Raw genomic sequence first — 12,756 nt, 5'->3', positions numbered from 1 at the left:
TTCCGGGGTGCAGGGATCGAAAGGCGATGTTTTTTTGTTGAAACGTCCGTTTGGTGTTATAGTGAACGGTGTTTGATAACCAACGACTGCCTGGCGACTGCACAATGATCAGACAACGTACCCTCAAGAATGTCATCCGCGCCACGGGCGTGGGACTGCACTCCGGCAAGAAGGTCTACCTGACGCTTCGCCCCGCGCCGGTGGACACGGGCATTGTGTTCGTGCGCACCGACCTCGAGCCGGAGGTCCGCATTCCCGCCCAGGCGTTGAATGTGACCGACACCACTCTCTGCACCGCCCTGTCTCAGAATGGTGAGAAGGTCGCGACCGTGGAGCACCTGATGTCCGCCTTCGCGGGTCTCGGCATCGACAATGCCTACGTCGATGTGAGTGCGCCCGAAGTGCCGATCATGGACGGTAGTGCCGGACCCTTCGTGTTCCTGATCCAGTCCGCCGGAATCCAGGAGCAGAGCGCGGCCAAGAAGTTCATCCGCATCAAGCGTGAGATCAAGGTCAGCGAAGGCGACAAGGAAGCCGTCTTCCTGCCCCATCAGGGCTTCAAGGTCTCCTTTGCCATCGACTTCGATCACCCGGTGTTCGAGGACCAGAAGCAGACCGCCATGGTCGACTTCTCCACGACGTCCTTCGTCAAGGAGGTGTCTCGCGCGCGGACCTTCGGCTTCATGCGTGATCTCGAGTACCTGCGCTCGAACAACCTGGCGCTTGGTGGCAGCCTCGACAATGCCATCGTGGTGGACGACTACCGCATCGTGAACGATGGTGGTCTGCGCTACGACGACGAGTTCGTCAAGCACAAGGTGCTGGACGCCATCGGTGACCTTTACCAGCTCGGTCACAGCCTGATTGGCGAGTTCCGTGGCGTGAAGTCCGGCCATGCGCTGAACAACCAGCTGTGTCGTGCGCTCATCGAGCAGCCCGAGGCCTGGGAGATCGTGACCTACGAGAGCGAAGCCGAATCGGCGCCGATTTCCTACGCGGCACCGGCCATGGCGTGATGCGAGCCTCGGTGATGGCCAGGCCAAGGTTAGCCCCGCAGATCGCCAGTCTTCCGTAGCAACTTGTCTTCGGCCATCACTCGCTTGAACGCCGCCCCTCGGGGCGGCGTTCTGCTGTCTGGGGTTTCATGTTCGCCTCATGTTCACGTCGTGTTCGGCGTCGCCAAGCGGCGCGGGCAGGGTCGGGAGGCCGCGGCGATTCATGCGCGGGGAGCGCCGATGGGGCTAGGCGTCGTCTTTCCCTGAGGGCGATTCGGCGTGGGCCGCCAGGCGCTCCAGGGCGCGCTTGAGTCGCGGATCCTCGACATCGGCGGCGCAGCTCGAGAGCTCGTCACCGGCCTGGGCGGGCAGGCGCCTTATCTGGCGCGGCGCCACCTTGGCCGGGCGCACCGGACGTACCTTGAGGTGGAAGCCGGTCACTGCCTGGAACTCCGGCAACTGGTGCAGGCAGTCGAGCAGACGCGGCTGTTCGTAGCGCAGACGGGTCAGCCAGGCTGCGCCGTCGGTGATCAGGGTCAGACGGCCGTCACGGAAGCCACCGACAAACAGGTGTTCCGCCAGGGTGGGCGAGAGTTCATTGCGCAGATGCTCCTGAGCGCGCTCGATCAGGCGCGCCATGCGCATCAGTCCGCCCAGTTCGCCGCGGCCCTGAAGAAGCCCTGTCATGGACTGGGCGCGGAACCGCTTAACCTTTATACTCATGTGCTTGTGTCTTGGGATGCCCCAGGATCAATGAATTTGTCGCTCGGCGGCGTTCGTCTGTGGAACGCAGGTGTCATGGCCGTTTGCATGATGGCCGCTCGAGTGATGGGCAGCCGGCATGGCGCCGGCCCGAGACTAGCACGCCAGGGAGTTCCCCGACAGCATGACTGCCATCGACCCACATCGCTGCTGCCCCCGCGAGGCTCGTGCCCGTCGGGTGGCCAGATGGTGGTTGGCAGGGCTGCTGGTGGGTTGCCTGCTGCCGGCGAGCCTGAGCGCCGCCGAATCTCCCCGAGCCACCGAGCGACTGGTGCAGATCTGCATCATGGCGCCGGCGGTCATCCGGGCCCATACCATGCTCAAGGCCTGCCGCCATCGGCTGGCCCGACATCCCCTCAAGACCCTGCCCAAACCATCGTCCCCGTCGGTGGCCTGGTCGGCGCCAATGCTGGTGCCGGTGGCCGCCCTCGACGTGGTGTCCCGCCGGGGGCCTCCTGACATCGCCTGAATTCGATGAAGCGTGACGGTCGCCAATGCCTGGCGGCCTCTTTTTCAGGTTCCAGATTTCAGGAAGTTTCATGATCAATTCTCTGCTGCGTAAAGTCGTCGGCTCCAAGAACGACCGCGACGTCAAGCGCATGTCCCGCCAGGTTCGCGCCGTCAATGAGCTCGAGCCGAGCCTCGAAGCCCTCGACGACGCTGCGCTGGCCGCCCGCACCGCTGAGTTCCGTGAGCGTCTGGCGGCCGGTGAGTCGCTCGATGCCCTGTTGCCCGAAGCCTTTGCCACCGTGCGCGAGGCCAGCAAGCGGGTGATGGGCATGCGTCACTTCGACGTACAGCTGATCGGCGGCATGACCTTGAACCGCGGCCGGATCGCCGAGATGAAGACCGGTGAGGGCAAGACCCTGGTCGCGACCCTGGCGGTGTACCTCAACGCCTTGCCCGGCAAGGGCGTGCACGTGGTCACGGTCAACGACTACCTGGCCCGGCGTGACGCCAACTGGATGCGCCCCCTGTACGAGTTCCTCGGCCTGTCGGTAGGCGTGATCTACTCCGGCCAGACCTCGGAGGAGAAGCGTGACTCCTACGCCTGCGACATCACCTACGGCACCAACAACGAGTTCGGCTTCGACTACCTGCGCGACAACATGGCGTTTTCGCTGGAAGACAAGGTTCAGCGGGAACTGCACTTTGCCATCGTCGACGAGGTGGACTCCATCCTTATCGATGAGGCGCGCACGCCGCTGATCATCTCCGGTGCGGTGGACGAGAACACCGAGCTGTACAAGGTGGTGGATCGGCTCGCCAGGGAGCTCACGCCCTGCAGCGACGAAGAAGATCCCGAAAGCGGCGACTTTACCCTCGACGAGAAGCAGAAGCAGGTCGAGGTGACCGAGCGCGGCCACCACAAGGTCGAGGAGCTGATGCGCGCCCAGGGACTGCTCGGCGAGGACGACTCGCTCTACGCCGCCCAGAACCTCAACCTGTTGCAGCATATGCACTCGGCGCTGCGTGCGCGCCACCTGTACCACCCTGACGTCGACTACATTGTCAGCGAGGGACAGGTGGTCATCGTCGACGAACACACCGGGCGTACCATGCCGGGCCGTCGCTGGTCCGAGGGCCTGCACCAGGCGGTGGAAGCCAAGGAGGGCGTGACCGTCCAGCGCGAGAGCCAGACCCTGGCCTCCACCACCTTCCAGAACTACTTCCGCCTGTACGAGAAGCTGTCCGGGATGACCGGTACCGCCGATACCGAGGCCTTCGAATTCCGTCAGATCTACGGGCTCGATGTGGTGGTTATCCCCACCAACAGGCCGCTGGCTCGCAAGGACATGAACGACCTCGTCTACCTCAGCGCCGAAGAGAAGTTCGAGGCGATCATCGAGGACGTCAAGGTTCAGGTCGAAGCCGGCCGTCCGGTGCTGGTGGGTACCGCGTCCATCGAGACGTCCGAATACCTGGCCGAGTTGATGCGCAAGGCGGGCATCGACTTCAACGTGCTCAACGCCAAGCAGCACCAGCGCGAGGCCGAGGTCATCGCCCAGGCCGGGCGCCCAGGTGCGGTGACCATCGCCACCAACATGGCCGGTCGTGGTACCGATATCGTGCTCGGCGGCAACTGGGAGGCCGAAGCGGCCAAGCTGGAGAACGCCAGCGACGCCGAGAGAGAGGCATTGAAGGAGGCCTGGCGCGAGCGCCACGAGGCGGTGCTGGCCGCTGGTGGCCTGCACGTCATCGGCTCCGAGCGCCATGAGTCACGGCGCATCGACAATCAGCTGCGTGGTCGTAGTGGCCGCCAGGGCGATCCGGGCTCGACCCGCTTCTTCCTGTCGCTGGAAGACAACCTGATGCGTCTGTTCGGTTCCGAACGGGTGCAGAAGCTGATGCAGGCGCTGGGCCTGGAGCGGGGCGAGGCCATCGAGCACAAGATGGTGTCCAACGCCGTCGAGCGTGCCCAGAAGAAGGTCGAGGGTCGCAACTTCGATATCCGCAAGCAGCTGCTCGAGTACGATGACGTGGCCAACGATCAGCGTCGCGTGATCTACGAGCAGCGCAACGAGATCCTGGCCGCCAGCGACGTCTCCGACAACGTCATGGGCATTCGTGAAGAGGTGCTGGACGAGGCCATCAGTGCCTACGTGCCACCCCAGAGCCTGCCCGAGCAGTGGGACCTGGCGGGGCTCGAGGCTCACCTCAAGAGCGAGTACCAGCTGGACGCGCCGGTGGTGCAGTGGGCCGAGGAGGACGAGCGCTTCCACGAGGAGCAGCTGCGTGAGCGACTGCAGACCCAGCATCGCGAGACCTACCAGGCCAAGGTCGCCATCGCCGGCGAGGAGCTGATGCGGCGCTTCGAGAAGCAGGTCATGCTGCAGGTGCTGGACACCCGCTGGAAGGAACACCTGCAGTCCATGGACCATCTGCGTCGTGGTATCCATCTGCGTGGCTACGCTCAGAAGAATCCGAAGCAGGAGTACAAGCGCGAATCCTTCGAGCTGTTCCAGAACCTGCTGACCAATATCAAGGCCGACGTCACCCGTATCCTCAGTCACGTGCAGGTGCGTGCCCCCGAGGAGGTGGACGCCCTGGAGCGTCAGCGTCGCGAGGCCCTGGCCCGCGAGAGCGCCCAGGCGGCCAGTCGCCACGACGCACCTGCCGCGACGGACGCCGAGATGGCCGACGAGGGCGGCGAGCGTCACGTCAACGAGGTTGCCGATCAGCGCCCGGTGCGTCGAGACGCCCCCAAGGTTGGCCGCAATGATCCCTGCCCCTGCGGCTCCGGCAAGAAGTACAAGCAGTGCTGCGGCAAGCTCAGCTGAGCAAGCCTCGCAACCCATGACGACGGCGACCCCGGGCTTCAAGGCCTGGGGTCGTCTTTGACGCAAGGAGAAAACAATGGCAGTCGGTGACAGCATTTTTCCGGCAATGGGGCCGATCCCCGGGGTTCGCCTGGGTAGTGCCATGGCGGGCATCAAGAAGCCGGGCCGGCGTGATCTGGTGGTGATCGAGGTGGCCCCGGGCGCCAGGGTGTCCGGCACCTTTACCCGCAACGCCTTCTGCGCGGCGCCGGTCCATGTGGCCCGCCAGCATCTGGCCGCGGGCGACGCGGTACGCTACCTGGTCATCAATACCGGCAATGCCAACGCCGGCACCGGCGAGATCGGCATGCGCGACGCCCACGCCACCTGTCAGGCGCTGGCCGAACTCGCCGAGGTGTCGGCCGACCAGGTGCTGCCGTTCTCCACCGGCGTGATCGGCGAACCGCTGCCGATGGAGCGACTTCTCGGTGGCCTGCCAGAGGCGCTCGATCAGCTCGACGACTGTGGCGATGCCTGGGCTCGGGCGGCCGAAGGCATCCTCACCACCGACACCCGGACCAAGGGCGCGACCCGCCAGGTGGCGCTCAAGCAGGGCACTGTCACCCTCAATGGCATCGCCAAGGGGTCGGGCATGATCCGTCCCGACATGGCCACCATGCTGGGTTTTGTCGCCACCGACGCGGCGATCGAGTCCGAGCGTCTTGATGCCCTGCTCAGGGAGGGCGTCAAGCGCTCGTTCAACAGCATCACCGTGGACTCCGATACCTCGACCAACGACGCCTGCATGCTGATCGCCACCGGCCAGGGCGCAGCACTCGGCGATGACGATGACGAGCGGATATTTCGTCAGGCCCTCGATGAGGTGCTGGTGGAGCTGGCCCAGGCGATCATTCGCGACGGCGAGGGTGCGACCAAGTTCGTCACCCTGAATGTCAGCGGTGCCCTGAGCGTCGAGGAGGCGCGCGAGGTGGCCTTTACGGTGGCCCATTCGCCGCTGGTAAAGACCGCGCTGTACGCCAGTGACGCCAATTGGGGGCGTATCCTCGCTGCGGTGGGGCGTGCCCGGGTCGAGGACTTCGATGTCGATCGGGTGACCATCGATCTGGGCGATGTGCGCCTGGTCGAGAACGGTGGGCGTGCAGAGGGCTACAGTGAGGACGCCGGCAGTGCGGTGATGGCAAGAGAAGAGATCACCATTGCCATCGATCTGGGGCGTGGTGACGCTGCCGCGCGGGTGTGGACCTCCGACCTGTCCCACGACTATGTATCGATCAACGCCGACTACCGCAGTTGATTCCGCATGGGTTCGTCGGCGGCAGATGAATCTCGGCCGGTGAATCGGTATCCTGTGTCGTCTTTTTTGCCTGTCCGGCGGGTAGCGGTGGAGCCGATCCATCGGCGATGCATCAGCGGCAGATGAATCTCGGCGAGCGAATCGGTATCCTATGCCGACTTTTATCGCCCTCCCGACTGAAAACTGGTGCGGGCTTGGCCCGCGAACCGAAGCTGGTATTGTTGAATGAACACTATGGTGAAGAGAAGGGTGCACGTGGCGGCGGCCGCCATCATCAGCCCGAACGGTGACGAAGTGCTGCTGGCCCGGCGTCCTTCCAATGTGGACCACGGCGGCCTGTGGGAGTTTCCCGGTGGCAAGCTGGCGCCCTACGAGACCGGGCTTGAGGCGCTCAAGCGCGAGCTGCACGAAGAACTCGGCATCGAAATTCGTCGCGCCCAACCGCTGATTCGCATCCACCACGAGTACTCCGACAAGCACATTCTGCTCGACGTCTGGCAGGTCAAGGACTTCTCCGGTGAGCCCTTCGGTCGAGAAGGACAGGCGGTACGCTGGGTGCCCATGGGCGAACTGATTGGCTATCCCTTCCCGGCCGCCAACCTGCCGATCCTGCGTGCGGTGATGCTGCCCTCGGAATACCTGATCAGTGACGAGGAAGCCGACGAGGACGCCTTCGACGCCAAGCTTGAGCGGGCCCTCGAGGAAGATGGCGTGCGTCTGGTTCAGCTGCGCGCCAAGACCCTCGACGAGGACGCCTACGTGGCCCGTGCGGAGCGTGCCCTGGCGCTGTGCCGTCGTTACGGTGCCAAACTGATGCTCAACGGTGAACCGGAGCTGCTCGAGCGGATCGATGCCGATGGTATCCATCTGACCAGCGAGCGGCTGATGGGCCTGGAGCGTCGCCCCATCGCCGAGGCCAAGTGGTTGGCGGCCTCGACCCACGACAAGGCCCAGCTCGACCAGGCCCACGCCATTGGCTGCGACTTCGTGACCCTGTCACCGCTGCGCACCACTCCGTCCCATCCGGAAGTGGCACCGATCGGCTGGCATGACTTCCAGCAACTGGTCGAACGCGCCGGCATGCCGGTCTACGCGCTGGGTGGCATGACGCGCCACGACGCCAGCCATGCCCGCGCCGTGGGGGCCCAGGGGATCGCCTCGATCCGCGACTTCTGGCGCTAAGGCGTTGGCGAAAAGGGCCAGCACCGGCCGCTAGCTACCAGATGCAAGAAACCCCGCCAGGGAGACCTGGCGGGGTTTCTTGCGTTCAGGGGCATGTCGTTCCATTGCCGCGTGGCTCTGTTCTCAAGCTCGACGAGCGTCGGCGCTTTTCGTACAAGCCCTGGGCTTTATGCGAGAAGTCGACGAAGCCCGGCTCTTTGGCGGCAAGCCCTAGTCGCGGTAGCGGCGGGTCAGGTCCCCATAGGCATCGATGCGCCGGTCCCGCAGGTAGGGCCATATCCGCCGCACGTTTTCGCCATGGTCGAGATCCAGGGTCACCAGCAGGGTCTCGGGCTCGGTGCCGGCGTGGGCCAGCAGCTCCCCCTGGGGCCCGGCGACAAAGCTGCCGCCCCAGAAGTCGATGCCCTCGCTGACCTTCGAGTGATCCTCCTCGTGGCCCACCCGGTTGGCGACCAGCACCGGGACACCGTTGGCCACGGCGTGACTGCGCTGGATCAGCGTCCAGGCGTCCTTCTGGCGCGTCTTTTCGGCGTCGTCGTCGCCCGGCGCCCAGCCGATGGCGGTGGGGTAGAGCAGCAGTTCGGCACCGGCCAGGGCCATCAGGCGCGCGGCCTCCGGGTACCACTGATCCCAGCACACCAGTACCCCGAGCCGGCCCACCGAGGTGTCGATGGGGGTGAACCCTTGTCCGAGAGTGGCGTCATGGTCTCCGGGGGTGAAGTAGAACTTCTCGTAGAAGCCCGGGTCGTCGGGGATATGCATCTTGCGGTAGTGACCCACCGCGCCCTTGGCGCCGTCGTAGACCACCGCCGTGTTGTGATAGATGCCCGGCGCGCGGCGCTCGAACAGCGAGCCCATCAGCACGATGTCGAGCTCCGCGGCGAGTTCGGCCAGTCGTGTGCCGGTGGGCCCGTCCAGCGGCTCCGCCAGGTCGAACAGGGCCGGATCCTCGTACTGACAGAAGTAGTGGGTGGCGTGGAGTTCCTGCAGCATCACCAGTCTGGCACCACGGCCTGCGAGATCGCGGATACTCGCCTCACTGGCGTCGAGACTTCTGGCCTTGTCGGGCCAGGCGGGTTGCTGGACCAGGCCTACGGTCAATTGGCGCGTCATCGGCGGTCTCCTTCGGCGGTGGTGGTGGCGGCGGCGAGAGCCCCCTGGGGCCACTGCATGGTCAGGCAGTGCAGGCTGCCGTGTTGAACGATGGCGGCGCTGGCGTCCACCGGGATGATATCCCGGTCGGGGAAGGCCCCGGCCAGGGCGTCGAGTGCCGCCAGGTCGTGACGATCGCCGTAGACCGGCACCAGCACCGCCCCGTTGATGATCAGGAAGTTGGCGTAGGTGGCCGGCAGGCGGTGGCCATCCTCGGCGTCATGGCAGGCGCCAGGCCAGGGCAGCGGTACCAGGCGATAGGGCGAGCCGTCGGCGCGGGTCAGCGCCTTGAGCTCGCGCTCCATGGCGGCGAGCTCGGCGTAGTGCGCATCGCTCGGATCATCGCAGCGCACATAGGCGATGGTCTGGGGATCACAGAAGCGCGCCAGGGTATCGATATGGCTGTCGGTATCGTCGCCTTCGAGATGTCCGTGGCAGAGCCACAGCACCCGGTGGATGCCCAGCGTCTCGGCCAGCCAGGTCTCGATATCGGCCCGTGACATCGAGGGGTTGCGGTTGGGATTGAGCAGACAGGCCTCGGTGGTCAGCAGCGTCCCCTCGCCATCGGTCTCCAGGGCGCCGCCCTCCATGATCACCGCGCTATCGCTTGTCGCGCAGGCGATCAAGCCGGCATCCTTGAGCTGGCGGGTCAGGGTGTTGTCGCGATCGGCCGGAAACTTGCCGCCCCAGCCGTTGAAGCCGAGGTCATGGAAGGTAACGCCGTTGCCGTCACCGGTCGCCAGCGGGCCATGGTCCCGGGCCCAGGTGTCGTCGGCGTCGACCACGGTCAGGCGCAGACGCTCGGGTGGCGCGCCTCGGGCCACCAGGCGGCCTGACAGCGCCTCGCCGGTAGCGTGGTCGGGCACCCCGATGATCACGCTCTGATAACGACTGATGATCAGGGCGAGCTGCTCGAGCATCGCCTCGATGGCGGGCAGCGTCGGCGCCCAGTCGCTGTCGCGGCGGGGCCAGGTCAGCTGGACGGCATCCTGAGGGTGCCATTCGGGTAGCAGGCGGGGCATGGGTGATGTCCTGGGGCCAAGAAACGGCGAAATGTAGGCGGCTGTGACCGAAGATGCAAGGATCTCGCAATTCCTCTGCCGTGGCGATGCAGTCGCTCGCAAAAAACCGTACCATGACGGCCCGCCGACAAGGAACGAGTCCATGCTTGATCGATTGCCCTTTCTGATCGGGTTGCGTTATGTGCGAGCCAAGCGACGCAACCACTTCATTTCGTTCATCTCGCTGACCTCCATGCTGGGTCTTACCCTGGGCGTGGCGGTGCTGATCCTGGTGCTCTCGGTGATGAACGGCTTCGACCGGGAGCTGCGCCAGCGGGTGCTGGGCATGGTGCCCCACACCCAGATCGAACAGGCCGGTGGGATGACCGACTGGCAGCCCCTGGCCGAGCGCCTGACCCAGCGCGAACATGTCATCGGGGCGGCGCCCTATATCCAGCAGCAGGGCATGTTCTCGGTGGCCGGGCGCAATCAGGGCGCCATGGTCAACGGCATCGAGCCCGAGTGGGAGAGCCGGGTGTCGATCGTCGACGAGAACATGTCGCGTGGCTCGCTGGACGACCTCAAGGCAGGGGAGTGGCACATCGTGCTCGGCTCCATCCTCGCCAACAACCTCAACGTCGACGTGGGGGACAGCGTGACCCTGCTGGTGCCGGAGGCCTCGATCACCCCGGCAGGCGTCTTCCCCAGGCTCAAGCGCTTCACCGTTAGCGGCATCTTCAGTGTCGGTGCCGACCTGGACGCCAACCTGGCCTACGCCAACATCGAGGACATGCAGACCCTGGCGCGCATGGGGGACAGCATTGGCGGGTTGCGTCTGGAGCTCGACGATCTGTTCCTGGCCGGTCAGGAGACCCAGGCCATCGTCAATGAGCTGGGCGGTGGCTATCGCGGCTACGACTGGACCTTCACCCGGGGCAACCTGTTCCAGGCGATCCAGATGGAAAAGCGCATGATCGGCCTGCTGCTGACCGTGATCATCGCCGTGGCTGCCTTCAATATCGTCTCGACCCTGGTGATGGTGGTGACCGACAAGCACGCCGACATCGCCATCCTGCGGACCATCGGTGCCACCCCGGGTTCGATCATGGGCATCTTCATGGTCCAGGGTATCGCCATCGGGGTGATCGGTATCGTCATCGGGGTCGCGCTGGGTATTCTGCTGGCGCTGACGGTGTCCGATATCATTGCCTTCGTCGAGTCGACCCTGGGTATCCACTTCCTCGACGCGGGGGTCTACTTCATCAGTGACCTGCCGTCCCAGCTGATCTGGAGCGATGTCTATCAGATCGTGGGGGCCGCCTTCGTGCTGACTTTCCTGTCCACCCTGTATCCGGCCTGGCGCGCGGCGCGGGTCCAGCCTGCCGAGGTGCTGCGCTATGAATGATTCGGTAATCGCCAAGCCTGGTGTCGAGGCGTCGACCCCCGCCGGCAACGACCTGATGCTCGAGTGCCGCGAGTTGTCCAGGGTCTACGATGAAGGTCCCGCCGACCTGGTGGTGCTCGACCAGCTCGAGCTCAAGGTGCACGCCGGCGAGCGAGTCGCGGTGGTCGGCAGTTCCGGCTCCGGCAAGACCACCCTGCTCAACCTGCTCGGTGGCCTCGACAGCCCCAGCGCCGGCGAAGTACGGGTGGCCGACACCGTGTTGCACAAGATGGGCGACGCCGAGATCGGGCGCTTCCGCAATCGCCACATCGGCTTCGTCTACCAGTTCCACCATCTGCTGGCGGAGTTCTCGGCGCTGGAGAACGTGGCGCTGCCGTTGATCATTCGCGGTAGCCGCAAGCGTGACGCCGAGGACAAGGCGCGTGCTCTGCTGGACAAGGTAGGGCTGGGCCCCAGGGCCGAACACAAGCCCGGCGAGCTGTCCGGCGGTGAGCGCCAGCGTGCGGCGATCGCCAGGGCCTTGGTCACCGATCCCAGCCTGATGCTGATGGACGAGCCCACCGGCAACCTCGACAAGCACACCGCCGCCAGCATCCTGGCGCTGATGGATGAGCTTGCCGCCAGCGCTCGCTGCGCCTTCGTCATCGTCACCCATGACCCGGCCCTGGCCGCCCATCAGGACCGCGTGCTGAGACTCGACAACGGCAAGCTGCACGCCGAGTAGGTCTTTCGCAGCGTCCAGAAGAAGCCAGAAGAAGGCCCCGATGCAATCGCATCGGGGCCTTCTTTCGTCGGGGATTGCTCGTCCGGGCTTTCTCGTCCCGGCTTTTTCGTCCGGGCTTTCTCGGCAGACCAGCGGGAACAGCGTCGGGCCTAGCAGAGCCTGTGGCTGGGTCGATGCCGCTGGGTCGATGCGGCTTGGTCAGTGCGGCTGGGTCAGTGCGGCTGGGTCCTGCGGCGTCGCCGGCGCGCGCGTGCCTTCCAGCTGCGTGCCACCTGCCAGCGCCACAGCAGGCGTATCACCAGGTTGGCCAGGCCTCCCACGGCGATCGCCGCCACCAGCGAGCCGATCAGCAGGGACGGCAGGATGTCCAGCAACTGGGACTGCAGCCAGTCGGTGGTCAGCCGGTGGGGCGCCTCCAGCGCCGGGCGTTGCATCAGCCAGGCGCCGAGACAGTAGTTGGCGTAGAAGATGATCGGCATCGTCAGCGGGTTGGTGATCCACACCAGAGCCACCGACAGCGGCAGATTGCAGCGTCCGACACGGGCGCCGAGGGCGGCGACGACCATCTGACACGGGATCGGCAGCAGCGCGCTGAACAGGCCAACGCTGAAGGCGTTGGCCACGCTACGGCGTGTCAGCACCCACAGGGCGGGGTCGGCGATCAGATGCGCCATGAAGCGTAGCGAGCGCTGCCGGCGCAGGGCGTCCGGCGAGGGCAGATAGCGCTTGAGTAGTCGACGCGGCATGGCGAATCAGCTCGAGGCTGCGGATGCGTGGCTATTATCCATACAAGCCGCCGCCCTTGCCATGACGTCGGCCAACGATGGGCATGCGCGACGCCGTCGACAGGCTGTCGGGCTCGAGGGCCCCAAGCCTCCAGGGCTCCAGGGCTCCAGGGCTCCAGGGCTCTAATGCTCCAGGGCTTCGGGGCCCCAAGCCTCCAGGGCTCTAATGCTCCAG

Annotated in this window: 11 protein-coding genes; 7 read left to right on the top strand and 4 right to left on the bottom strand. The window is 65.4% G+C overall.

The features are described 5' to 3' along the window. The first annotated feature begins 104 nt into the window (after positions 1–104). On the top strand, positions 105–1,016 hold the full coding sequence (gene lpxC / locus NFH97_RS00790) for a UDP-3-O-acyl-N-acetylglucosamine deacetylase (protein ID WP_045993384.1): 912 nt from the start codon (positions 105–107) through the stop codon (positions 1,014–1,016). Between the two features lie 225 nt (positions 1,017–1,241). Here lpxC and NFH97_RS00785 read toward each other — a convergent pair whose 3' ends face one another. After that, complete coding sequence (locus NFH97_RS00785) at positions 1,242–1,718, bottom strand: DUF721 domain-containing protein (RefSeq protein WP_349624227.1); 477 nt, start codon at positions 1,716–1,718, stop codon at positions 1,242–1,244. A gap of 163 nt (positions 1,719–1,881) precedes the next feature. Between NFH97_RS00785 and NFH97_RS00780 the strand changes: the two genes are divergently transcribed. The 4 genes from NFH97_RS00780 to NFH97_RS00765 all read left to right on the top strand — a co-directional run bounded on the left by NFH97_RS00780 (position 1,882) and on the right by NFH97_RS00765 (position 7,514). Beyond that, positions 1,882–2,226 carry a hypothetical protein gene (locus NFH97_RS00780; protein ID WP_222569329.1) on the top strand — a complete coding sequence of 115 codons (345 nt, stop codon included), beginning with the start codon at positions 1,882–1,884 and terminating at the stop codon, positions 2,224–2,226. 70 nt (positions 2,227–2,296) lie between these two features. Further along, a complete protein-coding gene (gene secA / locus NFH97_RS00775; protein ID WP_349624226.1) occupies positions 2,297–5,038 on the top strand; it encodes a preprotein translocase subunit SecA in 2,742 nt (913 codons plus the stop codon). 76 nt (positions 5,039–5,114) lie between these two features. After that, a complete protein-coding gene (gene argJ, locus NFH97_RS00770) occupies positions 5,115–6,332 on the top strand; it encodes a bifunctional glutamate N-acetyltransferase/amino-acid acetyltransferase ArgJ (RefSeq protein WP_349624225.1) in 1,218 nt (405 codons plus the stop codon). Between the two features lie 234 nt (positions 6,333–6,566). After that, complete coding sequence (locus tag NFH97_RS00765) at positions 6,567–7,514, top strand: Nudix family hydrolase (RefSeq protein ID WP_045993389.1); 948 nt, start codon at positions 6,567–6,569, stop codon at positions 7,512–7,514. A gap of 210 nt (positions 7,515–7,724) precedes the next feature. On the opposite strand, the gene NFH97_RS00760 is transcribed toward NFH97_RS00765, so the two are convergent. Together NFH97_RS00760 and NFH97_RS00755 are read right to left on the bottom strand one after the other, a co-directional pair. Further along, positions 7,725–8,627, bottom strand: a complete 903-nt coding sequence (locus tag NFH97_RS00760; protein WP_348827896.1) for a carbon-nitrogen hydrolase — start codon at positions 8,625–8,627, stop codon at positions 7,725–7,727. Beyond that, complete coding sequence (locus NFH97_RS00755; RefSeq protein ID WP_348827897.1) at positions 8,624–9,688, bottom strand: agmatine deiminase family protein; 1,065 nt, start codon at positions 9,686–9,688, stop codon at positions 8,624–8,626. The genes NFH97_RS00760 and NFH97_RS00755 overlap by 4 nt, the downstream gene beginning before the upstream one ends. A 142-nt stretch (positions 9,689–9,830) precedes the next feature. On the opposite strand from NFH97_RS00755, the gene NFH97_RS00750 reads away from it, so the two are divergent. Then, a complete protein-coding gene (locus NFH97_RS00750; RefSeq protein WP_045993392.1) occupies positions 9,831–11,072 on the top strand; it encodes a lipoprotein-releasing ABC transporter permease subunit in 1,242 nt (413 codons plus the stop codon). Then, a complete protein-coding gene (locus NFH97_RS00745) occupies positions 11,065–11,796 on the top strand; it encodes an ABC transporter ATP-binding protein (protein ID WP_045993393.1) in 732 nt (243 codons plus the stop codon). Before NFH97_RS00750 ends, NFH97_RS00745 begins: the two co-directional genes overlap by 8 nt. Before the next feature lie 212 nt (positions 11,797–12,008). Here NFH97_RS00745 and NFH97_RS00740 read toward each other — a convergent pair whose 3' ends face one another. After that, a complete protein-coding gene (locus tag NFH97_RS00740) occupies positions 12,009–12,542 on the bottom strand; it encodes a DUF2062 domain-containing protein (protein WP_045993394.1) in 534 nt (177 codons plus the stop codon). Between the last annotated feature and the right edge of the window lie 214 nt (positions 12,543–12,756).

The organism is Halomonas sp. SCS19 (assembly GCF_040147015.1).
Lineage (GTDB): Bacteria > Pseudomonadota > Gammaproteobacteria > Pseudomonadales > Halomonadaceae > Halomonas > Halomonas litopenaei.
Note: the sequence above shows the minus strand (reverse complement) of the source record. Positions and strands in the feature narration are given on the sequence as shown.